The organism is Micromonospora sp. CMU55-4 (genome assembly GCF_011602315.1).
Lineage (GTDB): Bacteria > Actinomycetota > Actinomycetes > Mycobacteriales > Micromonosporaceae > Micromonospora > Micromonospora chalcea.
On the sequence record NZ_JAAOLH010000019.1, the window covers coordinates 100454 to 125626 of the forward strand.

General features: G+C 74.1%; 19 protein-coding genes. 2 read left to right on the forward strand and 17 right to left on the reverse strand.

All coding sequences use genetic code 11. The features are described 5' to 3' along the window. Positions 1–14 precede the first annotated feature (14 nt). Positions 15–1286, reverse strand: a complete 1272-nt coding sequence (locus HA073_RS26715; protein ID WP_166457556.1) for a cellulose-binding domain-containing protein — start codon at positions 1284–1286, stop codon at positions 15–17. Between the two features lie 413 nt (positions 1287–1699). Between HA073_RS26715 and HA073_RS26720 the strand changes: the two genes are divergently transcribed. Then, the gene (locus HA073_RS26720) at positions 1700–3205 is read left to right on the forward strand and encodes a TldD/PmbA family protein (RefSeq protein ID WP_166457557.1); all 1506 of its coding nucleotides are present in this window, start codon (positions 1700–1702) and stop codon (positions 3203–3205) included. Continuing rightward, positions 3202–4575 (forward strand): metallopeptidase TldD-related protein, encoded by a 1374-nt coding sequence (locus HA073_RS26725; protein ID WP_166457558.1) that lies wholly within the window; start codon positions 3202–3204, stop codon positions 4573–4575. Before HA073_RS26720 ends, HA073_RS26725 begins: the two co-directional genes overlap by 4 nt. Here HA073_RS26725 and HA073_RS26730 read toward each other — a convergent pair. The 16 genes from HA073_RS26730 to HA073_RS26805 all read right to left on the reverse strand — a co-directional run bounded on the left by HA073_RS26730 (position 4559) and on the right by HA073_RS26805 (position 24818). After that, a complete protein-coding gene (locus HA073_RS26730) occupies positions 4559–5341 on the reverse strand; it encodes a hypothetical protein (protein WP_166457559.1) in 783 nt (260 codons plus the stop codon). The genes HA073_RS26725 and HA073_RS26730 overlap by 17 nt on opposite strands. Positions 5342–5352: 11 nt before the next feature. Further along, positions 5353–7080: an ABC transporter substrate-binding protein gene (locus tag HA073_RS26735; RefSeq protein WP_113973290.1), complete on the reverse strand. Its 1728-nt coding sequence runs from the start codon at positions 7078–7080 to the stop codon at positions 5353–5355. Then, a complete protein-coding gene (locus tag HA073_RS26740; protein ID WP_166457560.1) occupies positions 7077–8789 on the reverse strand; it encodes an ABC transporter substrate-binding protein in 1713 nt (570 codons plus the stop codon). Before HA073_RS26740 ends, HA073_RS26735 begins: the two co-directional genes overlap by 4 nt. Then, the gene (locus tag HA073_RS26745; protein ID WP_166457561.1) at positions 8786–10018 is read right to left on the reverse strand and encodes a DUF885 domain-containing protein; all 1233 of its coding nucleotides are present in this window, start codon (positions 10016–10018) and stop codon (positions 8786–8788) included. The genes HA073_RS26740 and HA073_RS26745 overlap by 4 nt, the downstream gene beginning before the upstream one ends. Further along, entirely contained in the window at positions 10015–11715 is a 1701-nt protein-coding gene (locus HA073_RS26750) for an ABC transporter substrate-binding protein (RefSeq protein ID WP_166457562.1), read from the reverse strand. The genes HA073_RS26745 and HA073_RS26750 overlap by 4 nt, the downstream gene beginning before the upstream one ends. Continuing rightward, positions 11712–13049 (reverse strand): aminotransferase class V-fold PLP-dependent enzyme, encoded by a 1338-nt coding sequence (locus tag HA073_RS26755; protein ID WP_064447385.1) that lies wholly within the window; start codon positions 13047–13049, stop codon positions 11712–11714. Before HA073_RS26755 ends, HA073_RS26750 begins: the two co-directional genes overlap by 4 nt. A 360-nt stretch (positions 13050–13409) precedes the next feature. Next, on the reverse strand, positions 13410–14063 hold the full coding sequence (locus tag HA073_RS26760; RefSeq protein ID WP_030499579.1) for a hypothetical protein: 654 nt from the start codon (positions 14061–14063) through the stop codon (positions 13410–13412). 63 nt (positions 14064–14126) lie between these two features. Beyond that, entirely contained in the window at positions 14127–15029 is a 903-nt protein-coding gene (locus HA073_RS26765) for a homocysteine S-methyltransferase family protein (RefSeq protein ID WP_166457563.1), read from the reverse strand. Positions 15030–15067: 38 nt separating this feature from the next. Beyond that, positions 15068–16207, reverse strand: coding sequence for a PLP-dependent aspartate aminotransferase family protein (locus tag HA073_RS26770; protein WP_064447382.1), 1140 nt, complete (start codon positions 16205–16207; stop codon positions 15068–15070). A gap of 22 nt (positions 16208–16229) precedes the next feature. Continuing rightward, positions 16230–17507 (reverse strand): aminotransferase class V-fold PLP-dependent enzyme, encoded by a 1278-nt coding sequence (locus HA073_RS26775; protein WP_166457564.1) that lies wholly within the window; start codon positions 17505–17507, stop codon positions 16230–16232. 248 nt (positions 17508–17755) lie between these two features. Then, positions 17756–18460, reverse strand: coding sequence for a crotonobetainyl-CoA--carnitine CoA-transferase (locus HA073_RS26780; RefSeq protein WP_043325247.1), 705 nt, complete (start codon positions 18458–18460; stop codon positions 17756–17758). A 92-nt stretch (positions 18461–18552) separates the two neighbouring features. Then, positions 18553–19839 (reverse strand): AarF/ABC1/UbiB kinase family protein, encoded by a 1287-nt coding sequence (locus HA073_RS26785; RefSeq protein ID WP_069090021.1) that lies wholly within the window; start codon positions 19837–19839, stop codon positions 18553–18555. 5 nt (positions 19840–19844) lie between these two features. Continuing rightward, a complete protein-coding gene (locus HA073_RS26790; RefSeq protein ID WP_043325250.1) occupies positions 19845–20486 on the reverse strand; it encodes a hypothetical protein in 642 nt (213 codons plus the stop codon). After that, entirely contained in the window at positions 20486–21382 is an 897-nt protein-coding gene (locus HA073_RS26795; protein ID WP_043325252.1) for a 50S ribosomal protein L11 methyltransferase, read from the reverse strand. The genes HA073_RS26790 and HA073_RS26795 overlap by 1 nt, the downstream gene beginning before the upstream one ends. A gap of 128 nt (positions 21383–21510) precedes the next feature. Then, a complete protein-coding gene (locus HA073_RS26800) occupies positions 21511–22710 on the reverse strand; it encodes a DUF6004 family protein (RefSeq protein WP_030499571.1) in 1200 nt (399 codons plus the stop codon). A 206-nt stretch (positions 22711–22916) separates the two neighbouring features. Next, on the reverse strand, positions 22917–24818 hold the full coding sequence (locus HA073_RS26805; RefSeq protein WP_223201159.1) for a BTAD domain-containing putative transcriptional regulator: 1902 nt from the start codon (positions 24816–24818) through the stop codon (positions 22917–22919). Positions 24819–25173 lie beyond the last annotated feature (355 nt).

A 25173-nucleotide genomic window follows, 5' to 3' on the forward strand; every position in this document is an offset into this window, starting at 1 on the left:
GCCCCGGCGGACCGTCAGCAGCCGATGCGGGTGGCGCCCATCGCCACGTCGTCGTACCAGAGGGTGTCGGCTCCGCCGCCGTAGCTCTCCCAGCCCAGCTTCAGGTCGGTGAGCTGCGGTCGCCAGGTGCGGTTGTACCACTGGCCGTCGATGTCGTGCGTCGGTACGCCGTCGGCGGTCAGCCCGGTGACTGCGACGCCGTCCAGCCAGGTGCGGAGCTGACCGGCCGAGCCGTCCACCATGAACTCCAGGCAGGCCCAGCGGTTGGTGGGCAGCGGCACGCTCTGCGCCACCCCGGCCGGGCTCTGCTCGGGCAGCGTGGCGTCGTCGGAGGCGCGGTTCCACTGCAGGGCGCCGTTCTGGCCGCCCAGCCGCAGGTCGCGGTTGCCGTCGGCGGCGTCGGACATGGTGATCATCGTGGTGTGGTCGGTGGGCTGGGCGGTGGTGTGCCGCACCCAGATCCGGGCGTACCTGACGCTGCCCAGGGCGCTGAGGTTCTTCGTGGTCCGCACGAACACGTGGTTGCAGTAGCCGGCGGCGCCGTTGATCCGGATCGCGCGGCTGCCGCTGTGCGTGGTGGTGGTGTCCACCGTGGCCGTGCCGGCGCCGGAGCAGTCCGGGCTCACCACGCTCCAGTCGCCGGACGGCGTCGAGCCGGTCTGGTTCTCGAAGCCGTCGCAGAGCACCGCCCCGGCGCATCCGCTCGGCGGCGGGGTGGTCGGCGGCGCGCTGGTGGGCGGCGCCGTCGTGGGCGGAGCGGTGGTCGGGGGCGCGGTGGTCGGCGGGGCCGTGGTGGGTGGGGCGGTCGTCGGCGGGGCGGTGGTCGGAACCGCCGTGGTGGGCACCACTGTCGGCGACGGCGCGGCGCCGTTGCACGGCACGCCGTTGAGCGTGAACCCGCCCGGCGCGCCGCCGGCGGCGCTGAACGTGCCCTGCACGCCGAACTCGGTGGAACCGCCCGCCGGGATGCCGCCGTTGTACGACATGTTGCGGGCGGTGACCGTCGCGCCGGACTGGCTGACGGTGGCGTTCCAGCCGTTCGTGACGCGCTCGTCGCCGGCGTACGTCCAGGTGACCGTCCACCCGGAGACGGCGGTGTCGCCGGGTGAGACCTTGACGCTCGCGGTGAACCCGCCGGGCCACTGGTTGGGTGTGTAGTCGACCCGGCAGCCCTGCGCCGCCGTGGCCGGGCCGGCGAGCAGGGCCGTCGCGGTGGCGGCCACGACGGCGGCCAGCGCGGTCACCGCCGCCAGGGCCGGGCCGGAACGGGTACGGAGAATCGTCATGGGAAGTCCTTCTGCGTCGGGCGGCGCGACGCGACGACGCGCGTCCGGACGGACGGCGGCGCGGCGACGCGCTCGGGTGGCGGCGCGTCGATGCGCCACTGTGAGAAGTCGGTGCGTACGACCGACGTGCCCGGCTCGGGACAAACCTGTCAGCCGCCGGCGGCCCGGTCGTGCGGACCTCGGCGGCGCCCGCCCTCAATCTATTGAGCGACGCCAATCAATTCAAGCGCGCCCCGGCGCGGCAGCAGTCTTCTTCCCGATTGCTCTGTTGCGCGGCGACGGCGCTGGTCGGCCGCCCGGCCGCCACGCGGGCCCTGTGCCGGGGCGGCACGCGGCACTAGTCTCCTCACCGCAACCCCCGGGCCGCCGCGCCACCGGCGCGGACGGCGGCACCCCGGCGACCGGAGGCGCGTGTGCCCGACGAGATCGACGACTCCTTCCTCGCTCTTCCGCTGGCCCGCCTCGCCGACGCCGCCCTGTCCCGGGCCCGGCAGCGGGGCGCGCGATACGCCGCGCTGCGGGTGCAGCGGGTCCGCTCCGGGCGCACCGTCGTACACGACGGGGCGCTGCGGGCGAGCGAGGAGGAGACCGAGACCGGCCTGGCGGTACGGGTGCTGCACCGGGGCGCGTGGGGCTTCGCCGCCACGCCCGAGCTGACGCCGGAGGCGGCGGTACGCGCCTGCGACGACGCGCTGGCGCTGGCCCGGGCCTGCGCCGACGTCGGCGGCGCGCCCGTCGCGCTCGCGCCCGAGCCCGCGTACCCGGCGGCGACCTGGCGCTCGCCGTACCGGATCAACCCGTTCGAGGTGCCGGAGAGCGAACGGGTGGAGCTGCTGAGCCACTGGTGCGCCGGGCTGCAGGCACACGAGTCGGTGGCGCACGTGCTGGCCCGCGCCACCGCCGCCCAGGAGAACACGTACTACGCCGACCTGGACGGCACCCGCGTCACCCAGCAGCGCGTCCGGGTGCACCCGCAGGTGCTGGCGGTGGGCCGGCGCCCGCGCGACGGCGGCGTCCAGACGCTGCGCACCGTCGGCCCGCCGGTGGCCCGCGGCTGGGAGTACCTGCACGGCGAGGGCTGGGACTGGGCCGGCGAGCTGGCCGAACTGCCGGCGCTGCTGGCCGAGAAGACGCAGGCGCCGGCGGTGCGGCCGGGCCGGTACGACCTGGTGATCGACCCGTCGCAGCTCTGGCTCACCATCCACGAGTCGGTCGGGCACGCCACCGAGTACGACCGGGCCCTGGGCCACGAGATGTCGTACGCGGGCGGCACCTTCGCCACGCCCGACGCCGCCGGGCGGCTCCGGTACGGCTCGGCGCTGATGAGCGTGGACGCCGACCGGTCGGCCCCGCACGGGCTGGCCACGGTCGGGTTCGACGACGAGGGGGTGGCCGCGCAGTCCTGGCCGCTGATCGAGGCGGGTGTGCTCGTCGGGTTCCAGCACGACCGGGCCTCGGCCGCGCGGGCCGGCCTGCCGCGCTCCGCCGGCTGCGCGTACGCCGAGTCGTACCGGCACACGCCGATGGCCCGGATGCCGAACGTGTCGCTGCGCCCGGCGGTGGACGGGCCGGACACCGCGGCCCTGATCGCGGGCGTGACGGACGGCTTCTACCTGGCCGGCTCGGACAGCTGGTCGATCGACATGCGGCGGCGGCAGTTCCAGTTCACCGCCCAGCGCTGGCACCGCATCCGCAACGGGCGGCTGGCCGGGCAGGTGTCCGGCGCCGCGTACCAGGCGGAGACCACCGCGTTCTGGTCCGCGCTGTGCGGGCTGGGCGGGGAGGGCACGTGGCTGCTCTCCGGCGCCGACATGTGCGGCAAGGGTCAGCCGGTGCAGGCGGCAGCGGCCAGCCACGGCTGCCCGTCCGCGGTGTTCCGTGGCATCGACGTCGTCGACACCGGAGGGCGGGACGGGTGAGCGGGATCCAGGACGCCCTGGAAGCGGCGCTGCGGCACCGGCGTGACGCCGACGAGCTGCTGCTGATCGCGGACGAGACGGCCGCCGCGCACCTGCGCTGGGCGGGCGACGCGCTGACCACGAACGGCAGCGTCCGGTCCCGCCGGGTGACAGCGGTGGCGGTACGCGACGGCGCGGCCGGCGTACACGTGGGGCTGGTCGGGCACGGCGGCGCGCTCGGCGACGCGCTGCCCGGCCTGGTCCGCGCGGCCGAGCGGGCCGCCCGCGACGCGCCGCCCGCCGCCGACGCGGCGCGGCTGCCCGAGCCGTGGCGGACGCCGTCCTGGGCGGAACCGCCCGGCGGCACCTCGGTCGACGCGTTCGGAGACGTGCTGCCCGGCCTGGCCGACGCGTTCGCGGCGGCCGGGCAGCGGCGGCTCTACGGCTACACCGAGCACCGGGTGGTCACCACCTACCTCGCCGCGTCGACCGGCGCCCGCCTGCGGCACGCGCAGTCCACCGGCCTGTTCGACCTGAGCGTGCGCGACGGCGACGACTCGGCGTGGGCCGGTGTGACGGCGCCCGACCTGACCGGACTGGACGTGCCGGCGCTCGCCGCCGAGCTGTCCGCCACGCTGGCGCGGCCCGGCCGCCGGGTCGAGCTGCCGCCGGGACGGTACGAGGTGCTGCTCACCCCGAACTGCGTGGCCGACCTGATGCTCCACCTCTACCTGGCCGCCGGGGCGCGCGGCGCGCTGGACGGGCGTACCGCGTTCAGCCGCCCGGACGGCCGGCTGCCGCTCGGCGAGCGCCTCACCGCGTTGCCGCTGACGCTGCGCAGCGACCCGGACCATCCGCTGCTGCCCTGCGCCCCGTTCACGGTCAGCCGGGGCACCGACGACCTGACCGCAGTGGTCGACAACGGGCTGCCGCTGCGGCCGACCCGCTGGATCGACGAGGGTGTGCTGACCGCGCTCGTGCAGACCCGGCACACCGCCGAGCAGACCGGCGCGCCGCTCACCCCGATGGTGGACAACCTGGTGCTGGAGGGCGGGCCGGACGCGCCGACGCTGCCCGAGATGGTGCGCTCCACCCGGCGCGGCCTGCTGCTCACCTCGCTGTGGTACCTGCGCGACGTCGACCCGGCGTCGCTGCTGCTGACCGGCCTCACCCGCGACGGCGTGCGGCTGGTCGAGGACGGCGAGATCGTCGGCACTGTGCACAACTTCCGGTTCAACGAGAGCCCGCTGTCGCTGCTGGCCCGGGCCACCGAGTCCGGGCGGCCGGTGCCGGCGCTGCCCCGGGAGTGGGGCGACTACTTCACCCGGATGGTGATGCCGCCGCTGCGGGTGCCCGACTTCCTGATGTCGGCGGTCAGCCCGGCGACGTGAACAGCGCGGCGAACCGGTCCAGGGTGCGCCGGTCGTACACGAGCTGTTTCTGCGGCGGGTACGGACGCCGTGGCGGCGGCACGTACCCGGGCTCGCCGCGCCGGGGCAGCGTCCCGTCCGGGCGGCGCAGGTGCGGCCCGTGGAAGAACCAGCAGAGCTGGCCGACCAGCTCGGCGAAGACCAGCGGGTGCAGGTCGGGCGGGTACATCGCGAGGTGGCAGCGGGTGGCCCGGAACTCGCCGCGCGGCCCGAACGTGTTGCCGAACAGGACGTGTCCGAAGACGTCGTGCACCGCCCGGAAGATGTCGTTGTGCAGCAGTTCCTCCCCGCCGGCCCGGACTCCGGCGGGGGCGCGCAGCGGATGGTCGCCGTCCGCGCCGGCCGGTCCGTGCCCGTGGCGGGTGAGGAAGACGTGCAGCAGGCCGGTGGCGCGGACCCGCGCGACCAGGTCCCGCGAGTCCCGGTACGGCTGCCCCGGCCCGGTCCACGGCAGCACCCGGATGCCCGCCTCGCCGATCAGCCGGAACTGCCGCAGGTTCTCCGCGGCCAGCCGGGCGTACCCGCGGGCCGTGCCGGCGGTGACCATCGGCGCGGCGTCGTAGCGGTCGGCCACCTCCCGGCAGAAGTCCTCGTCCAGGCGCAGCGGCTCGGCGGCCAGCCGCTCCAGCCGGACGGCGGGCACGCCCGCGCGCGCCGCCGCCCGGTCGGCGTGGGCCTGGGCCAGCTCGCCGAGACGTACGGTGAGTCGGTGGTCGTCGCCGCTCATCGGCCCGGGCGTCAGTCCTCCCCCAGCCACAGGTTGGTCAGGTCGCCGTTGAGCACCGGGTACGGCAGCCAGTTGCGCACCCGGTGCCCGCGCAGCCAGTACTGGTGGGCGAAGAGGATCGGCACCACCGCGCAGTCGCGCAGCACCTCCCGCTCGGCGGCCCGCCAGTGCTCGTTCGCGGCCCTCTCGTCGGCGCAGCTCAGCGCCGCGTCGATGTGCTCGTTGACGACCTCGTTGTGGTAGTGGCCGAAGTTCGACCCCCAGTCGTCGTTGCCGGAGACGCCGGAGCTGTCGAAGAGGGCCTGGAGATAGACGCGGGCGTTGTTGCCGTGCCAGTCCGGCTCCCAGCCGGACAGCGCCACGTCCCAGCGGCCCTCGCGGGCGCCGTCGGCCCGGCCCAGGTATGTGCCGAACAGCTCGGTGATGCCGGCCGGGACGAGGTCGAGGGTGATGCCGGCCCGGGCGGCGGCGGACCGGACCACCCGCGCGGTCTCCGGGTGGATGTCCCGGTCCCGGTAGACCAGCTTCAACGTGAGCCCGTCGGGGTAGCCGGCGTCGGCGAGCAGCCGGCGGGCCAGCTCCGGGTCGCCGGCGCCGTCGTTCGCCGCGTACGGCGCGAACGGCCGGTGCGCGCGGCACAGCGGCGGCAGGATCTGCTCGGCGATGTCGTTGAGGCGACGCCCGCCCCAGACCTCGGCCACGGCGGTCTTGTCGATCGCGTACTGCAACGCCTCCCGGACCTCCCGGCGGCCCAGCGCACCGCCCTCGTTCGGGCTGAGCACGTTGATCACCAGGTACGGGCTGAACAGACCGGCCGGGCAGACCTCCAGCCGGGGGTCCCCGGCGGCGAACATCTCCGGCAGCCGCTCGGTCAGCGGCTGGATGTCCCACAACATGTCGGCGTCACCGAGGATCACCATGTCGTGGCAGGTCTTCTCGTCCAGCCCCTGCCGCACCTCGATGCGGTCCACGTGGGCGGCACGGACCGGGTCGGTGGCCGGGTCCCAGGTGCGGCTGCGCTCCAGCGTGATCAGCCGGTCCGGCTCGTAGGCGGTGATCCGGTACGGCCCGATCGAGCCGAGTCGCTGGTCCAGCTCGGGGCTGCCGGGCACGAACCAGAGGTACTCCTCCGGCGCCGGGGAGGCGAACGGCAACGCCAGGAGGTTGAGGAAGTCGGAGGTGGGGCGGCGGGTGGTCAGCTCCACCGTCCGGTCGTCGAGCACCCGCAGCCCGGGCACCTCGGCGGCCTCCAGGTAGGGCGCCACCACGTTGAGGTCGCGGGGCAGGGTGAGCAGGTCGTCGCGGAACTCGGCGAGCCCTTCGACGGTGCTCAGGTAGTAGGGCAGGCCAGGGCTGGGCGCCATCGGGTGGGCCAGCCGCTTGATGCCGCGTACCACGTCGGCGGCGGTCAACGGCCGGGGTCCGTTGGGCAGGTCCCAGCGCAGCCCGTCGCGCAGCGTGAACCGGTAGCGGCGGCCCTCGGCGTCGTACGGCCCGTCCGCCGCCACCGCCAGGTCCGGCACCAGGTCCCCGGCCCGCCGGTGGTCGCGGGTCGACGGGTAGGTGACCAGCTGCCGGGTGTACGCGCGGACGATCCCCCGGGTGACCGTGTGGTACGCCAGCGCCGGGTCGAGGTGGTCGACGTCGCCTGCGCCGACCAGGGTGAGCGTGCCGCCGCGGCGCGGGCCGTCCGCGCCGGGGATCAGTCCGAGGTCCGTCGATGCGTCTGCCGTGGTCATGCGGACTCCTCCAGCCAGAGGTTGGACAGGTCGAACCAGCGGTCCACCGTGGGCATGGCGATCGCGTTGCGGACCCGCCGGCCCTTGCGGTGCGGGATGGTCGGGGCGTGCACGAGGATCGGCACGATCGCGGCGTCCCGCATGACGCACAGGTCGACCTGGTGCCACAGTTCGGTGGCGCGGGCCCGGTCGGTGGCGCCGAGCGCCTCCTCGATCAGCCGGTCGACCTCCGGGTTGCTGTAACCGCCGTAGTTGCTGGTGCCGCGGGACGTGTTGGTCTGGAACATCGGCTGGACGTAGGTGCGCCCGTTCGGGCCGAACCAGTCGGGCGTCCAGGACGGGGCGGAGATGTCCCAGGCGCCGGCGCGGGCGTTGGCCGGGTCGCGCAGGAACTGGTAGTACTCGGCGTGGCCGAGCGAGACCAGACGGACGCTGATGCCGCCCTTCTCCAGGTCGGCGGCGTAGGAGCGGGCCACCTCCGGGTTGGCGTCCACGTCCCGGTGCACGGCGGTGAGGGTGAGCCCGTCCGGGTAGCCCGCCTCGGCCAGCAGCGCCCGGCAGCGCTCCGGGTCGCCCCGGTCCCCCGGTGTCGGGTACAGGTTGAAGTCGACGTGCCCGTCGTTGCCGGGCGGGATCGCCGTGTGCCCGGACAACATCACCGTCCCGGCCTCCAGGCCGTGGTAGATCTCGGCGATCGCCGCCTTGTTTATCGCGTACGCGATGGCCTGGCGCACCTTGAGCTTGCTCATCGCCCGGTCGGCGTTCGGGCTGAGCAGGTTGAACACCAGGTACGGGTTGAGCGCGTAGCCGAGGTCGTTGCCCGGGTCGGTGGGCGCCACGTCGTACGGCTCGGTGATCGGTGACGCCCAGGACAGGTCGGCGCGGCCACTGTCGATCACCTCCCCCACCTGCTGCGGGCTGGCGATCTCCATGGTCACCTCGACCCCGTCCAGGTACTGCTGGCGCACGGGGTCGGACGCCTTGCGCCACACCGGGTTGCGGTCCAGCCGCACCGACTCGCCGTGGGCGTAGTGGGTGATCCGGTACGGCCCGTTGGAGCGCACCCGCCGCCGGAACTCCGCGCTGTCGGGCAGCACCTCGTCGTACTCGACCGGGGCGGCGGAGGCGCACTGCAGCGCCAGGATGTGCAGGAAGTCCACCGCCGGGCGGATCAGGTCGAAGACGATCGTCCGGTCGTCGACGGCGCGGACGCCGGCGATCTCGTGGTTGTTCTGGAACGCGGCCAGCTCGGCGGCGGCCGGCTCGGCCGAGGTGATCGCGGCGGCGTACGCGTCGCAGTACTCGGCCATCCCCCTGATGGTGCTGGTGAAGTAGCCGATCCCGCCGGCCTGCAACACCGGGTTGGCCATCCGCTTGAAGCCGCGCACGAAGTCCCCGGCGGTCACCTCGCGGGGCGGGTCGGTGTCCCAGTACACGCCGGGGCGCAGCCGGATCGTGTAGCGGGTGTGGTCGGCGCTGATGCCGCCGTTGTCCACTGTCGGCACCGCCTCGGCCACGTCGGGCACGGGCGTGACGGCCGACGGGTCGCGCAGGTCGGCGACCGGCCGGTAGGTGAACAGCTGGCGGGCGAAGAGCCGGATGATCTGCCCGCCGAGCATGTAGTAGGCGCAGGCCGGATCGAGATGGTCCATGCTGCCGGGCCCGTAGAGGCGCAGGATTCCCCCGTACCGGGGCTGGCCGCCGTTCATCGGCACACACCTTTCGTTGTCTCTGCGGTCCCCGCCACGTCGGCGCGCAGCTGCGACGGCAGCAGCGGCTCCCGCAGCAGCGTGTCGAAGCGGTCGGCGAGGCTGGTGTCCGGCTCGCGGGCGGCCAGCCAGGCGTCGACCAGCCGGCCGCCCTCGGAGTAGGTGACGGAGTACGCGCGCCACAGCGGGTCGGCGGCGAACGTGACCATCTGCTCGGCCCGGTCGGGTGGCAGCAGCATCCACCGCCGCAGGTAGGCAAGTGCCTCCGCCCGGTCGCCGCCCTCGTCGTGCAGGAGCAGGGCGGCGTCGATGCGGGCCGGCAGCAGGCGCACGATCAGGCCGCGCATCCGCTCGACCCGCTCGCCCTCGACGTGGACGCCCTCCCCGGCCAGGATGCCGGCGGTCCACTCGCCCCAGCCGGGGCCGAGCACCGCGTCGACCGCCGCCTCGGCCAGGCCCTCGGTGACCAGGCACCGGGGTGTGTCGACCAGGGCGATGGTGTGCTCGTCCTGGCCGCCGTCGCGGACCAGGCCGGCCTCCTTCAGGCAGTGCTCGGTGTGGTGGCCGGGGTACGACTCGTGCGCCACGATGATCGGCAGCGCGGCCACCGACCGGCCGCTCGCCGCGTTCAGCGCCACGGCGGAGCGGAAGCCGCCCAGGTAGCTGTTGTACGCGTTCCACGGCGCGTCCCGGACCACCGTGTACTCGACACGCTCGGTCCCGGGCAGGCCGAACCGGTCCCGGGTCCGCTCGCGCAGCGCGTCGGAGACCGCCTGCACGCAGCGGTGCAGCCGTTCCGGCGGGACGGTGTTGCGCCGGTAGAACTCCTCCACCCGGTCCACGAGCGGTCCCGGCCCGGGCAGCAGCGCGTCGATCTCGTCGTGCACCGCCGCGTACCGCTCCGGCGGGGTGCGGGTCACGTCGACGTCGTAACAGGCGCGCACCTCGTCCCGGAACGACATCGGCGTGCCGGCGAGCCGGTCGGCGACCGCGCGCAGCGCGGCGAGCTGGGCGGTGAGGTACCGGCGGCGGGCCGGTTCGAGGTCGCTGTCGTCGAGGGCGGCGCGCGTCCGGCCGGCCTGGCGGGACAGCTCGCGGGGGTCGGGCGGCGGTTCGGCGGCGACCTGGTCGCGCAGCGCCGGGTCACCGTAGTAGCAGTCGACGAGCCCGTCGACCAGCCGGCCGAGGCGCAGGCCGAGCAGCAGGTAGTCGCGGACCAGCGGGTTCACTCGTCCACCCCCGGGCGTGCGGCGGTCAGGTCCACCGCGTACCCCTGCGGGGGCAGCGGCGCGATCCCGTCGACCCGGTCCGGTCGCCTCGGCGCAGCCACCGGCGCCCGGTGCAGGATCGGCACCACCGCCACGTCGGCGACCGCGCGCTCCGCGGCGGCCCGCCAGGCGGCGTCGGCCCGCCACGGCTCCGGCGCGTCGAGCGCCCTCTCGATCAGCGCGTCCACCTCGGGTGCGGCGTAGCCGCCGTGGTTGGCGCCGCCGGGCACCGGGGTCGCCTGGAGCATCGCCTGCGCGAAGACCCGCCCGTTGTGCTCCAGCCAGTCGGGTACGCGCGCCGCCACCGCGAGCTGCCAGCCGCCAGCGGTGGCGGGGGCGCGCAGCGCCTCGGTGTACGCGGCGTCGGCGAGCCCGACCGCCCGGGTCGGCAGGCCGGCCCGGGTGAGGTCGCTCGCGCAGGCGTGCGCCACCTCGGGCCCGAGGCCGGAGTGCGGGTGGATCAGGACCAGCGGCGTGCCGTCGGCGTGGCCCGCCGAGGCGAGCAGTTCACGGGCCCGCGCCGGATCACCGGTGGGGTACGGATCGGCCGTGTCGTGCCCGGCGTTGCCCGGCGGGATCAGCGAGCCCGCGACCCGTACCGGCACGCCGGGGCGGTGCCGCCGGTACAGGTCGGCCACCGCGGCCTTGTCCACGGCGAGCGCCACGGCCTGCCGTACCCGGGGGTCGGCCCAGACCGGGTCGCGCAGGTTGAGCAGGAGGTACGGGTCGAGCGCCCAGCCGAGCGCGCCGTCGCCGTCGACCGGCTCGGCGGCCGGCAGCCCGCCGACTGCGGGCGCGACCGGCACCTCGGCCGGCGCGTCGGTGGGCTCCGCGTCGGCGCGGCCGGCGCCGTCGCTCAGGCGCAGCTCCACCCGGTCGGCCTCGGCCCGCCGGTACGGGTCGGCGGCGGGCTCCCAGGCCGGGTTGCGGACCAGTTCGACCCATTCGCCGGGCCGGTGCCGCCGCACCCGGTACGGCCCGTTGGCGCGCAGGTGGGCGGCGGCCTCGGGGCTGCCGGGGACGAACGCGTCGTGCTCGACGGGCACCGCCGACGCCGCGGGCAGCGCGAGCATGTGCACGAAGTCCAGCGCCGGCCGGGCCAGCTCGATGACGAGCGTCTCGTCGTCGAGCGCGAAGACGCCGGGGATCTCGTGCGCGTTCTGGTACGCGGCCAGCGTCGCCGCGTCCCCGGCCCGGTGGGTGGCCTCCGCCGCCCAGGCGGTGGCGAAGTCGGCGAGGCCGCGCACGGTGCTCGCGAAGTACGCGAGCGACGGTGAGGGCCGGACCGGGTTGCACATCCGTTTGAAGCCGCGGACCACGTCGTGCGCGGTGACCGGACGCCGGTCGGGGGTGTCCCAGCGGACGCCGGGGCGCATGTGGAACACGTAGCTGCGGTGGCTGGCGCCGAGCCCGGCGTTCCAGGTGGAGGGGACCTCCAGGGCGAGGTCGGGCACCGGCGTGACGGCCTGCCAGTCGCGGACGTCCCGGGCGGTCTGCCAGGTGACGAGTTGCCGGGTGTGCAGCCGGACGAACGGGGCCGCCGACGCGGGGGCGCAGCTGGGGTCCAGCGGTGCGGCGTCGGTGGGCGCGACCACCCGCAGCACGCCGCCGCGCCGCCGCGCGGTGGCCGGCTCCGGCCGGTACGGGGCGACGGTCATGACAGCTCCCGGACGAGGTCGGCGATGGCGTCGACGGCGAGGTCGACCTCCTCGGCGGTGTTGTAGAGGTGGGTGCAGATCCGGGCGGCGTAGTGCTGGTGCGGTGAGCCGGCGACGTCGAACTCGGTCCACCGGGTCCAGATCCGGTGCCGGCTCTCCAGCTCGTCGACGAGGCGGGCGAATTTGGTGATGTTCCAGCCGTCGGCCCGGTCGGGGAACGGGTTGAACGCCACCAGCGGCGCGGTCAGCCGGTCGTCGGTGAGCGGTGAGTACAGCGACTCGACGCCGAACCGCTCGACGATCCGGGCGCGGGTGTGCGCGCCGAGCGCCACCGCGTGCCGCTCGATCCGGTCCCGGCCGATGCGGTCCCACAGCTCGCACGCCTTCGCCAGGGCGGCGCCCCGGGCGATGCTGGCACTGCCGGCGCTCTGCAGGTAGTCGCCCATGTTGTAGCTCTCCACCCGGGTGGTGGTACGCGGTGGCGGGGCGCCCATCATCGGGTACCAGGTGGAGATGACCGGCCAGAACGTCGGCAGCGGCAGCGGGTTGTGCTCGGGGTGGACCTTGTTGCGGACGTAGAGCAGCCCGGTGCCGAGCGGCCCGCACTGGAACTTCGAGCCGGAGCAGGTGACGAAGTCGGGTCCGAGCGCGCGCAGGTCGGTGTCGAACAGGCCGGGCAGCAGCGCGCCGTCGACCACTGTGGTCAGGCCGTGTTGCTGGGCCAGGTCGCAGAGCTGGCGCACCGGCATCCGGGTGCCGGTGAACAGCGTGACGGCGGCGAACGCCAGCACCTTCGTCCGCGGCGTGATCGCCCGGGCGAACATGTCGACGATCTCCTCGGCGGTGACGTCCGGCCCGACCGGCGGGGTCAGCACGGTGAGCGTGATCCGGTGCCGGTTGCGCAGCAGGTTGAAGTTGGACAGCACCGAGTAGCACTCGTGGCTGGTGGTGATGACCTCGTCGCCCTCGTGCAGGTCGAGCCCGTTGATGACGCGGGCCACCCCCTCGGTGGCGTTGTGGCAGATCACCATCTCGTCCTGGTCGACGCCGAACGCCCGGCCGATGGCGGCGCGGTGCTCGGGGTACATGCCGGGCGGGTAGACGTTGCGCAGTCCGCCGTTCCACTCCCGGGTCACCCGGTCGTTGACGTCCAGCACCTCGTACGGCATCACGCCGATGGTGCCGGTGTTGAGGTGGACCGCGTCGGGCTCCATCGCGAACAGCGACCGCAGCTCCGCGAAGGAGGCGGCGCGCAGCGGGTCGGCCGGTGCGGGCGGCCCGCCGGTGCGGGAGGCCGTCGTGGTCGCGGGGTCGTCGGTCACGCTGACGCGCATGGCGTCCCTCCTGTCAGGAGCTGGCACCCGCCAGCGAATTTACCATATGATTCTCAAGTAAATAGTCGTCCCGCTGCCCGCCCCGTCCGACCGCGCCGGGCTCTCCGGCGCGTCCCACCGCAGAGCAGGGAGAAGCGATGATCGCGTGCCACACCGGCGGTTGGCCGGACACCGAAGATCCTCAGCGGACGGAGCCGGCTGCCTCCGGCTGCTCGTGCGGCTGCGCCGGCCGCTGCCGGCCGCCGTCCGTCGGCGCCGGCGGTGAGCGCGACCGCCGGCAGGAGCAGTTCGACGCGCGCGACCGGGTGCCCTGACGCCGGGCGGGTGGGGGCGGCCGGGCCGCCGCCCCCACCGGGCCGGTCAGCCGCCGAGCACGTCCGGCAGCCGGACCGCCTTGAACCGCCGGTCGGCGAAGTCGCAGTACCAGACCAGCTCGCCGTCCCAGGCCAGCCCGGTCGGATGCCCCGGCAGCCGCACCGTGGCGACCAGCCGGCCCGACTCCGCGTCGACCGCGTGCAGCAGGCCGTCCTCGAACTCGGCGTAGAGCACGTGACCCTCGGCGTACGTGAGGCCCGAGGGCGACCCCACGACCGGGTGCTCCCGCTGCACCGTCATGGTCTCGAAGTCCCGTAGCTGGATCACCGCGGGCGCGCGCAGGCAGAGCCACACGCCCTCGGGCCCGGTCTCCATGCCGGTGACCCGGCCGTTGGAGGGCCGTACCGGCTTCGACCCGACGGTCTGGCCGGTGGCCGGGTCGATCAGCAGGATCCGCTTCGGCCGGCCGCCGATCTGGCACAGTTTTCCGTCCGCGTATCCCAGGTCGGCCCGCACGTCCGGGTACGCGAAGGACCGGCGTACCGCGCCGTCCGCCGGGTCGATCGCGAAGATCCGCGCGGCGTCCTGGTCGGAGTGCCAGAGCCAGGTGCCGTCCCAGGTCAGGCCGCACATGTAGCCGGCCGGGCCGGGCAGGCTGCGCACCACCTCGACGGGCGGTGCGATCGTCGAGCCGCTCACCGTCTCGTTCTCCCTTCGTTGGCTGACCCGGCCCGCGCCGGGCCGGCGGACCTGCGGGCGGCGTCAGTCGACGGCCGCCACCGGGGCGTTCAGCCGGGCCGTCAGCGCGGCGATGTGCGCGGGCGACGCGCCGCAGCACCCGCCGGCCACGGCGAGCCGGTACTCCACCGCCCAGCCGGCGACCAGGTCGCCGAACTCGGCGGGGTCGAGCAGCGGGCGCGGCCCGGGCGCGCCGTCGCGGCGGTCCTCCAGGTTCGGGTACGCGCCGATCGGGCCGTCGTCGGCGTCGCGCAGCGCCCGCAGGCACCGCTCGGTCGCCTCCGGGGCGGTGCAGTTGACAAGCACCACCTCGGCCCCGGCGGCGCGCACCGCGCGGGCGGCGTCCACCAGGGAGTCGCCGGACAGCAGCCGGCCCTGGTCGTCGCAGACGAAGGCGGCCCAGGCCCGGGCGCCCACCTCGCGTACCTGCTCCACCGCGATGCGTGCCTCGCGGGCGGTGTTCATGGTCTCCACCAGCACCAGCTCCACCCCGGCCCGGACCAGCTCAACGGCCAGCCAGCGGTGCTCCTCACGCAGCTCGTCGTCGGCCGGCACCAGGTCCGGCCGGTAGCAGTCCTCCACCGGAGCCATCGACGCGGCGATCCGGGTGCCGGGCGCGCCGGCCGTGTTGCGGGCGGCGAGCGCGACGCCGACGGCCGCGTGCACCATCCAGCCGAGGCCGGCGTCCTCCAGTCCGGCGCGGCGCAGCGCCCGCAGGTTGCAGCGCAGCGTGTTCGCGGTGAGCACCCGCGCCCCGGCGGTCAGGAACCGCTCGTGGACGTCGCGCAGCACGCGCCGCCGGCTGTCCGCCAGCAGCGCCGCGGTGCCCCACCACGGGGGCTGGTACGGCAGCCCGGCGCGCTGCAACTCGGTGGCGAGTCCTCCGTCGAGCACCACCGGGGCGCCGCCGGTCGTGAATGCGGACATGTCTCCTCCTTCGCGGGGCGGTAATGCCGGTCAGCGGGTCAGGCGCCGTCACGCAGCGCGGTGACCAGGTCCTCGACCAGGTCGGCCGGGTCCTCGATGCCGGGTGAGATCCGGATCAGCCGGTCGGTCAACCCGAGACGCCGGCGTACCTCGGGCGGCACCGGGCGGTGGGTCATCAGCGCCGGGCACTCGATCAGGGAACGGACGCCGCCGAGGCTGACCGCGGCGGTGAACAGGCGTACCCGGTCGAGCAGCTTGGCCGGGTCGCCGCGGTACTCGAAGGCGGCGAGCGCGCCGGGCGCGGTCATCTGCCGGGCCGCCACCGCGTGCTGCGGATGCGTGGGCAGGCCCGGATAGCTGACCGTCGCGACGCTCGGCTCGGCCAGCAGCGCCGCCACCACCGCGCGGGTGTTCTCCACCTGCCGGGCGGTGCGCAGGGACAGCGTCTTCAGGCCGCGGTGGGTGAGATAGCAGTCGAAGCCGCCGGGGGCGTTGCCGGCCACCGTGCGGTAGGCCAGGAACCGCCGGTGCAGCTCCTCGTCCTGGTAGACGAGCGCGCCGCCGAGCACGTCGAGATGACCGGCGACGGACTTGGTGGTGCTGTAGAGCGTGATGTCCGCGCCGTGCGCGAGCGGTCGTTGCAGCACCGGCCCGGCCAGCGTGTTGTCCACCACCACCAGGGCGCCGTGCCGGTGCGCGAGGTCGGACACCGCGGCGATGTCGGCGACCTTGAGCAGCGGGTTGGTGGGCGTCTCCAGCCACACCATGGCCAGCTCGGGACCGCATTCGGACAGCGCCCGGTCCCGCTCGGCCGGGTCGGCGAAGTCCACCGGCCGGACCGTCACGCCGCGCTCGGCGGCGGCGGCGAGCAGCTGGTGGGTGCCGCCGTACACGTCGTCGGAGGCGAGCACCAGCCGGCCCGGCGGCACCAGCGACAGCGCCGTCGTGGCGGCGGCCTGCCCGCTGGTGTACACGGTCGCGTGCCGGGCGTCCTCCAGCGCGGCGAGGCACTCCTCCAGCGCCTCCCGGTTGGGCTGCTCGCCCCGGGCGTAGAAGTAGCGCGGCGGGTCCTGGGCGGTGCGGTCGTAGGTGGTGGCGAGGTGGATCGGCGGCACCACGTCGCCGGTGCCGGGCACTGGTCGCTGGCCGACGTGCACCAGCCGGGTGTCGAACCTCATGACGCTCCCTTCCGGGCGCTGCTCAGAGGAACCGGACGTCGGGGTGGTCGGTGGTCCAGGGACCCGGTCGTACGCCGGCGAGCAACTCGCCGACGAGGTCGATCTCGGCGGTGGTGTTGTAGACGCCGAAGGAGAGCCGGACCGTGCCGAGCAGGCCCATCTCGTCGAGGAAGGTGCTGGCGCAGTGCACGCCGCAGCGCACCGCCACGCCGTGCCGGTCCAGGTGCGCCCCGACGTCGTACGGGTGGATGCCCTCGACCACGAACGAGACGATGCCGCTGGGGTCGGCGGCCGGGTCACCGACCACCCGCACCCGGTCGATCGCGGCGAGCACGTCGACGGCGTGCCGGACCAGCGCCCGGTCGTGCCGGCGGATCGCGTCCCAGCCGAGGTCGCGCAGGTAGTCCAGGGCGGCGGCCAGCCCGACCGCGCCGGCCACGTGCGGCGTGCCGGCCTCCCACCGGGCCGGCCCGTCGAGGTAGCGGACCGGCTGGTCGGCCGCGACGCCCTTCACGGTGCCGCCGCCCACCTGGTACGGGGGCAGCCCGGCGAGCAGGTCCCGGCGGCCGTGCAGCACGCCGACGCCCATCGGCCCGTACGCCTTGTGCCCGGAGAAGCAGTAGAAGTCGGCGTCGAGGTCGCGCACGTCGACCGGCCGGTGCGGTACGGCCTGGGCGCCGTCGACCACCACCAGCGCGCCGGCCCGGCGGGCGGCGGCGGTCATCTCCCGTACCGGGTTGACGGTGCCGAGCACGTTCGAGACGTGGGTGACCGCCACCAGCGCGGTGTCCGGGCCGAGCGCGCTGGCGAACCGGTCGGCCCCGACCCGCCCGTCCGGTCCGGCCGGCACCACTGTGAGCGTGGCGCCCGTACGGTCGCAGAGCCGGCGCCACGGCAGCAGGTTGCTGTTGTGCTCCATGCCGGTCACCACGACCCGCCGGCCCGGCCCGGCCACCTGTTGCCCGGCGGTGTCCGCGACCAGGTTGACCGCGGCGGTGGTGCCGGCGGTGAAGAGCACCTCCTCCGGCTGCGCCGCGCCGATCGCCCGCGCGACGCTCTCGCGGGCCTGCTCGTACCGCTCGGTGGACTCCAGGCCGAGCCGGTGGTAGCCGCGCCCGACGTTGCTGTTCGCCCCGGTGTAGTAGTCGGTGATCGCGTCCAGGACGACGCGGGGCTTCTGCGTGGTGGCGGCGTTGTCCAGGTAGGCGACGAGGTCGCCGGCCCGGCGGGCCAGCAGGGGGAAGTCGTCCCGTACCGCCCTGGGCAGCGCCTCCGGATCGTGTCGCACCGTGTCCGTCATGCCGGCTCCTGTCGCTTGACGGCCGGTCGTCGGTGCCGGCGTACGCGCCGCGCGGGGTCGCCCCCGCGACGCGCACGGACGCCGTCAGGCGCTCGGGCGACGGAGGGCGGACCGGTCGTCCCCGTGGGACCACAGTGCTCGGGAGGTGCCGCACGGGCGCGGCGTGCCGGACGACGACGGGCCCCGACGAACGCCGAGGCTAGTTCAGAATAATATAGTGATCCGGTCCCGTCACCCCCTGGCGCGGGTCAGTGACCGGAGGTCGTCTGAGCGGCGGGCGCGGCGCCGGCGTCCAGGCCGAGCAGCTCGCAGCAGCGCAGCACCGCGTCGATGTCGCCCTCCAGCTTGAGCTGCCCGCCGACCATCGCCATCAGCGGCGTGACCCGCCCGGCGCCGATGCGCACGAACGTGGCCGCGTCGGTGGTCGCCACCATCGCCGGGTCGTCGGACGGCCCCTTCGCCACGCGCGGCACCCCGCCGGCGACGTCGATGCGGAAGACCTCGTCGTCGACCTGGAACTGGTAGCTCTCGTCGATCGGGGAGATCTTGTCCCACTGGAACATCGCCTCCACGGCGAGGAAGCCCCAGTGCGGGCGGACCGTGTCCTCGGCGTTCAGGTCACCGACGAACTCCAGGCCCCAGTGCGCGAGCCCGAGCACCATCGGCCGCAGCGCCTGCCCGGTCGGGGTCAGCTCGTAGGAGAGCCGGCCGCCGGTGCCGTGCACGTCGACCTGCCGCAGCACGCCCGAGTCGACGAGGAACTTGAGCCGGTCGGCGAGCAGGTTCGTGCCGATGCCGGGCAGGTCCGCGAGCAGTTCGCTGTAGCGCCGGGGACCCATCAGCAGCTCCCTGATGATCAGCAGCGTCCAGCGTTCGCCCAGCACGTCGAGCGCGGACGCGAGCCCGCAGTACTGGTGGTAGGAGCGCTTGCCGGCGAGGCCAGTCTGTGCCATTCCGCTATCGTATATTTTAGTCGGCTGTTTGCGCAGGTGGGGCCGCGCTGTCGAAGCGACCGGCCAGGCCCGGCGGACCGTTCGGCCAGCGGTCAGGCGGCGGCCCGGCGGCCGAAGAGCCCGCGCATCAGCACCGGCTTGGCCAGCTCCTGGAAGTCGAGGTCGGGGTCGAGCTCGCGTACCGTCCCCTCGATCACCAGCAGCGACAGCAGCGGGAAGATGAGTTCCGGCGCGGCGTGCACGCCGTAGCGGCGTTGCAGGTCGAACATCTCCGCGGCGAACGCGATCAGGCTGAACTCCCGGGCCGGCAGCCCGTGGCTGCGCTCCACCAGGTCGGCCATCCGGACCAGGAACGTCTCCACGTCGGCGTCCGGCCGCAGGCCGGTGCCGCTGCGCACCACGATCTCGGCGCAGTACCGGCCGCGCCCGATCGACATGTTCATGAAGAACTCGGCGAACAACCGGCGCAGCTCCTCGGTGAGCTGCACGCTGAACCCGGCGTCGAGCACCACCACCTGGGCGCCCCGGGTGAAGTAGAGGTTGCCCGGGTGCATGTCGCAGTGGACGAATCCGTCCACGAAGAGCATGTGGTAGATCGCTGTCATCGCGGAGGCGGCGAACCGCTTTCGCACGGCCGCCGACATCGACCGCGCCACGTCCACGTCGAGGTCCGGCATGAACTCCATGACCAGGCAGCGCGGCCGGCAGGCGTCGTCGCGTACGCCGGGCACCCGGACCCGGGGCACCACGGCGAGGTTCTCCTTGAGCCGGCGCAGGTTCTCCGCCTCCCGGGCGAAGTCGAGCTGGCCGAACACCGCTCCGCACATGTTCTCGACCACCTCCCGCACCGGGACGCCGCGCAGCATCGGCAGCCGGGCCATCACCCGGGCGCCGTGCCGCATCAGCGCGAGGTCGAGGGCCATCGTCGACTCGATGCCGGGACGGCGCAGCTTGAGCGCCACCTCGGCGCCGTCGGGCATCCGGCCGCGGTAGACGCAGGCCACGCTGCCGCTGGCCACCGGCGTCGGGTCGATCTCCGCGAACTCCGCGGGCGCCTCGCTGCCGTACGCCTCGGCCAGCGCCCGGCTGGTCTGCTCGGGGGTCATCGGGTCGACCCGGTCCTGGAGCACCGACAGCTCGTCGCAGAGCGCGGCCGGCAGCACGTCGCGCCGGGTGCCGAGCACCTGCCCGGCCTTGACGAACGTCGGGCCGAGCCGCATCAGCAACGTGGTGAGACGGCGGTACAGCAGCCGGCGGGCCGCCGCCCGGTCACCTCGGACCGCCTTGACCAGCGCCGCCGGCAGCACCGGCAGCAGGTGGGCGGCGCCGACCGCGCCGATCCGGGTCGAGCGGGCCAGCAGAGCGCGCGTGGTCGCCATGGACGTCAACCCTTCGTGATGCCCGGCACCTCGATCGCCCGGAGCTGCAGGGTGGTGAAGTCGCAGTACCAGATGCGGCGGCCGTCCCAGGTGATGCCGGTCGGGTTGCCCGCGACCGAGTAGGCGGCCACCTCCCGGCGGGCCGCCACGTCGTACAGGTTGATGGTGGCCGCGTCGCGGTCGGAGTAGACGAGGTAGCTGTCGGAGACGGTCAGGCCGGCGATCGGCTGCCGGACCGGGAACGTGTCGATCAGCCCGAAACCGTCCGGGTCACGCAGGTCGACCTGGCGCAGGTCCTCGTAGCCCAGCCAGAGCCCGTGCCGGGTCGCCTCCAGCCCGCACAGCACGTTGCCGGGACGCGGGTTGCCGAACTCGCCGAGCAGCTCGCCGTCCTCGGGATCGACCAGCCGCAGCACGCGGTCGTCGCCCGCCACCTGCAGCAGCCGCCCGCCGATCGTGGTCAGGTCGGTGCGCACGCCGGGGCAGTCGAGCCGGCGGACCACCTTGCCGCTGATCGGGTCCAGGGAGGCGATCTGGCTGGAGACCGCCTCGGAGAACCAGAGGCACTCCGCGGACCAGGTCAGGCCGCAGAGCTTGAGAGCGCCACGGACGGGAATGTCGCGGACGGTACCCACCGCGAAGGGCATCAGGACCTCCTCTGCCGGGACAGGCCGCACTCCAGCCGCCAGCCGGTCACGGCGCGGACGTCGCGCCGGGCCGGCCGGCGCAGGGCGACGGACAGCTCGTCGCCCTCGGCCACGTCGGTGTGCCGCAGCGGCCACACCCAGACCGCCCAGTTGCATCCGGGGTACGACGGGAAGTTCGACAGCGTCACGTCGTCGGTGAAGTCGGCGGTGAAGAAGCCGAGCACGGCGTGCAGCCTCCCCGGCGCGATGACCGGCAGCCGCTGCCGCAGCGTCTGCCGGGACGGCGACCGGCCGTCGAGCGCCTGGTCGAGCACCACTGTGGGCTCGGTCAGCAGCTTCGGCGGACGCTGGAAGAAGTGCAGCTGGGCCGCCGGGGCCACGAGCTCCTGCACCGGGTCGAGCCGGTAGCCGTAGAAGTCGCCGCCCCACAGCCCCCAGCCCTCGTCGGCGAACTCGGCCGCGGCCAGCCAGGTCCGCAGCCGCCGGGGCACCACCCGGCCGCCGGGGCGCAGGTGGCGACGGGCGATCACGTGCAGCACCTCGGCCATCTCCTCCTCCGGGCCGAGGTTTCCCATCATCTCGGAGACCAGCACGTCCGCCTTGCGGGGCAGCCGGACCGTACGGGCGTCGCCGGTGACCAGGGTGAGCCGTCCCTTGAGGTCGTTGGCCTCGATGATGCGGGCCGCCGCCGCGGCGGTGGCCGGGTCGGCCTCGACCGCGTACACGTGCTCGGCGCCGTGCCGCAGCGCCAGCAGGGAGAGCGCGAGCAACCCCGCGCCCACGTCGACCACCACGTCGCCGGGGGTGACGGCCTCCTCCAGCGCCCTGTCGTACGCCCGCAGCCGGGGCGCGTCGCCGAGCATCATCTGGTGCATGAGCAGCAGCCGCTGGTCCACGCGGTACCCCCTGAGCGCGCGTCCCTCCCGACCGCCGTAGCAGCCGGGAGGGACATCGTGACGGTACGTTGCTATTGGTTTTACTAGTAGAACCTCTGGCCGGCAGGCCCGTCAAGCGGACCCGTCGGTCAGGCGTTCACCGCGGCGTGCTCGCCGACCAGCGCGTCCCGCATCACCAGGTTGACGCCGGTGAGGCGAGCCTTCGGCTGCTCGTCCACGGTGACCAGGGCGGTGTCCGAGCCGTCCAGCTTGAGCTCGGTGCCGGTGGCCTCCATGCCGCGCATCTTGCCGTTGACGTGCACGGAGTTGGCGGCGTAGAGCGTCTCGTGCGGCGTGACCAGCTCGAACTCGGCGTCGATGTGCAGGTCGCCGGGGAACTTGAGCCGGCTGAGGCTGTCCTCGTTGCCCTCGCCCAGCGTGCCGCCGGAGACCCGCGGCCAGCTCGCCCGCAGCATGACCCGGCCACCCAGCTCCGGGCTGTGTCCGACGACCGCGACGCGGGCCAGCTGGGCGAGCACGCCCGGGCCCTCGTCGTGCTTGTCCGGGCCGAAGAGCAGCACCTCGGCACCGGCCGCCTTGCGGTAGTCCCCGGCCAGGTCGACCCGCACCGTCTTGCCGTTGACCTCGACCTCGATCTGCCCCTCCAGCGAGGTCTGCATGATCATGGACGGGTCGACCAGCATGGACATGCACGGGCCGGCGCTGGGCGCGAAGAACAGGTTCGGCGTGATCCCGACCGGCTGGTTCTCGTCGTTGGCCGGGTACCACGCCTCCGGCAGCGTGGTGCCCTTGACGACGTTCGGCGCGGCCATCACGTCGAAGGGACCGTCACCGCGCGGCTTGCCCAGGTAGGGCCCGGTCAGCGGCTTCTTGAACGGCGGGACGCTGTCGACCACGCCGTAGATGTCGATGACGTTGCGGTGGGCGAGCCGCAGCGTGCTCGACTCCAGGATACCGAAGCGGCGGATGTAGAACTCGGCCGGGAAGTTCTTGCCCGGCACGATCTGCCGCACGTGCCCGCTGTTGGGCAGGAACGGGTTGGACAGCACCTGGATGCGGTCGTCCAACTCGTAGCTGAACCCCTTGATGCCCACCTCGGGCGCGCTGATCAGCTCGGTGGCGAACTGCGCGTAGCCGTTCTCGTCGACCTTGTGCTCGAAGCCCGGCATGGGCCACTTGTTGAGCTGCACGAAGCCGGACAGGTTGATCGTCTCGCGGCGGCCCGAGTAGTAGTCCTCGCCGAAGACCACGGTTGCCGCGGCGAGGATGTGCGGGCGGATCGGCTTGGGTTCGAGGTTCAGGGACTCGTAGGTCTCTCTGGTGCTCAAGCCAGACACCTCCAATGTCTGTCGGCAGGGGTCAGCGGCGGTCTGAGGGCCGCTGGTGGACCGGACCCGACCGGTCCCGCCGAACTTCAAGCTATGTGTTTTTAAAGCGTGCTGTCAATGCCTGAGGCATCGTCAGGTGTCATCGGCCTCCAGAACACGACGGCCCGCTCCCCCGGCGGGGAGCGGGCCGTCGCGGCGGCCGCCGGTCAGTCCGGCACGGCCGCCGCGCCGGCCGGCAGCAACGGCCGGGACAGCGGCAGGGGCAGTTCGGCGGCGGGACTCGTCACGGCCCCCGGGGTGCCCGTCTCCAGCGCCAGCCGGCGCAGCAGGCCGAGCATCCGGTACCGGCCGCCGGTCGTCCCGACCGGCATCACCAGGGACTTGTCCACCAGGGCGGCGAGCACCACCCGCACGTCCGTGGGCCCGGACGGATGGGGCCGCCAGAACCGCTGGGCGGCCGCCAGGTCGAACACCCCCGGCAGCAACGCGACGCGCTGGAACAGACAACGCTCGGCCACGTCGAGGCGCTGGACGCTACGGTCGAGCATCGCCCGCAGCGACGTGTGGCGTGACTCCGGTCCGGCGGCGGGCGGGCGGAGTCCGTCCAGCGGTCCCTCCAGCTTGCGCAGCACCCCGTCCAGACTCTCGGTGGCCAGGCACGCCGCCGCCATCTCCAGGGCCAGCGGCAGGCCGTCGAGCCGGCGGCAGATCTCCACCGCGACCTCCGCGTCCCGCCGGTCGAGGCGGAACCCGGGGCGGGCCTGGGCCGCCCGTTCGGCGAGCAGCGCGACCGCCGGATTGGACAGGACCGACGGCCATCCGCCCGGCTGCGGCACCGGGAGCGGATGCAGGCGCTGGACCCGCTCGTACGGCAGCCCGAGCGGCTGACGCGAGCCGGTCAGCACCGCCACGTCCGGGCACGCCAGCAACAGCCGGTCGGCGACCACCGCACACGCGTCGACCAGGTGCTCGGCGTTGTCCAGCACCACGAGTGTCGGCTGGTCGCGCAGCAGTTCGACCGGATCCTCGGCGCCGTTGCCCCCGAGCATCCGGGCCAGCCGGCGTTCCAGCTGCCGCCGGTCACTGAGATCGAGCGTGTCCACCGTCAGGACCCCGCCGGTGAAGACGCGGGCGGCCTGGTGGGCGGCGCGCAGGGTCACCGCCGACTTGCCACAGCCGGGCGCGCCGGTGACGGTCACCGCGCGGTACTTCGCCAGCAGGGCCGCCAGGTCGGCGATGTCCCCGGCCCGCCAGTGCAGCGGCCCGGAGATCGGCCCGCAGCCGGGCCTGCGCCTTGCGGCCGGCACCGCCGGCGCCGGCCGGGGCACCGGTGGACGGCCGGCCGGGCGCACCAGCGCCCGGTGCACCGCCCGCAGTTCCTCCCCCGGGTCGACGCCCAGTTCGGTACGGAGCCGCTCGGTGATGTCGGCGTACCGGTGCAGGGCCACGGTCCGGTGCCCGCTGCTGCCGAGCACGGCCAGATAGTCGGCCTGGATCGCCTCGTGCAGGGGTTCCAGCCGGGCCAGCCGGGTGGCGGTGTCGAGCACCGCCGCGGCGCGTCCCAGCCGCAGCCCCAGACCGACGTAGCTGTGCGAGGTCGCCACCCAGGCCGCACCCAGGGCCTCCACCTCGATGTTGTCGTGCAGCAGCGAGCGCAGCTCACCGAGGGTCGGGCTGCGCCACAGGTCCAGCGCCTGCCCGAGCAGGTGGAACGCCTCCTCACGGCAGCCCTCGCCGATCCGCTTCTCGGCCTCGGCGACACAGCGGCGGAACCGCGCGACGTCCGTCTCGACGGTCTCGGCGCGCAGCGAGTACCCGGTGACGGTCGAGGCGATGACCCGTACCCGGCGCCGCGGCGGATGCTCCGGTTCGAGGACCTGGCGCAGCCGGGCCACGTACGTGTGCACGAGCGACCGGGCGCTCGGCGGGACCACGCCGCCCCAGACCGCCTCCTCCACCTCGCTCACCGGGACGCTGTCGCCCAGGCGTAACGCCAGAAGCGAGAGCACCGCCCGCTGCTTGGCCGGTCCGGGCTCCACCGGATGCCCCTTCCGCCGCACGCGCAGCGGACCCAACAGGTCGACCCGGTAACAGGCGCGACTCTCCATCATCTATCCCCCCAGGCTCAGCGTGAGCCCGAGACTGGCACATCCGGTTACCACGTCGCCACACTCAGCTATTGCTCAGGAAACTCGGCAGGCCAGGCCGCCAACCCGCCCGAGCAGCGTGATCACCGCCCGGGACGTGCGTAAAGGCCGCCGGGCGGAACGACGACGGCGGGGAGTTCTTTTTCATATGGCGAAGCTATTGATAGAAGTTGCGGGCCGTGCCGGGTTGCGTGACCCGGTTCCGACGAAGGCCCACCCTGAAAGGGATGCCGCCCACCTGGAGGCCCGTGTCGCGCATCCAGGATAGACAGAATGCTATATGAAATCTTAGTATTCTGGTGGCCGGATGACTCAG

Bases quoted from the DNA above. Each gene is read 5' to 3' on its own strand.
- HA073_RS26765 (WP_166457563.1), bottom strand. From the start codon at position 15,029: ATGTCCGCATTCACGACCGGCGGCGCCCCGGTGGTGCTCGACGGAGGA.
- HA073_RS26750 (WP_166457562.1), bottom strand. From the start codon at position 11,715: ATGACCGTCGCCCCGTACCGGCCGGAGCCGGCCACCGCGCGGCGGCGC.
- HA073_RS26805 (WP_223201159.1), bottom strand. From the start codon at position 24,818: ATGGAGAGTCGCGCCTGTTACCGGGTCGACCTGTTGGGTCCGCTGCGC.
- HA073_RS26735 (WP_113973290.1), bottom strand. From the start codon at position 7,080: ATGACCACGGCAGACGCATCGACGGACCTCGGACTGATCCCCGGCGCG.
- HA073_RS26755 (WP_064447385.1), bottom strand. From the start codon at position 13,049: ATGCGCGTCAGCGTGACCGACGACCCCGCGACCACGACGGCCTCCCGC.
- HA073_RS26785 (WP_069090021.1), bottom strand. From the start codon at position 19,839: ATGGCGACCACGCGCGCTCTGCTGGCCCGCTCGACCCGGATCGGCGCG.
- HA073_RS26730 (WP_166457559.1), bottom strand. From the start codon at position 5,341: ATGAGCGGCGACGACCACCGACTCACCGTACGTCTCGGCGAGCTGGCC.
- HA073_RS26715 (WP_166457556.1), bottom strand. From the start codon at position 1,286: ATGACGATTCTCCGTACCCGTTCCGGCCCGGCCCTGGCGGCGGTGACC.
- HA073_RS26770 (WP_064447382.1), bottom strand. From the start codon at position 16,207: ATGAGGTTCGACACCCGGCTGGTGCACGTCGGCCAGCGACCAGTGCCC.
- HA073_RS26775 (WP_166457564.1), bottom strand. From the start codon at position 17,507: ATGACGGACACGGTGCGACACGATCCGGAGGCGCTGCCCAGGGCGGTA.
- HA073_RS26790 (WP_043325250.1), bottom strand. From the start codon at position 20,486: ATGCCCTTCGCGGTGGGTACCGTCCGCGACATTCCCGTCCGTGGCGCT.
- HA073_RS26740 (WP_166457560.1), bottom strand. From the start codon at position 8,789: ATGAACGGCGGCCAGCCCCGGTACGGGGGAATCCTGCGCCTCTACGGG.
- HA073_RS26780 (WP_043325247.1), bottom strand. From the start codon at position 18,460: ATGGCACAGACTGGCCTCGCCGGCAAGCGCTCCTACCACCAGTACTGC.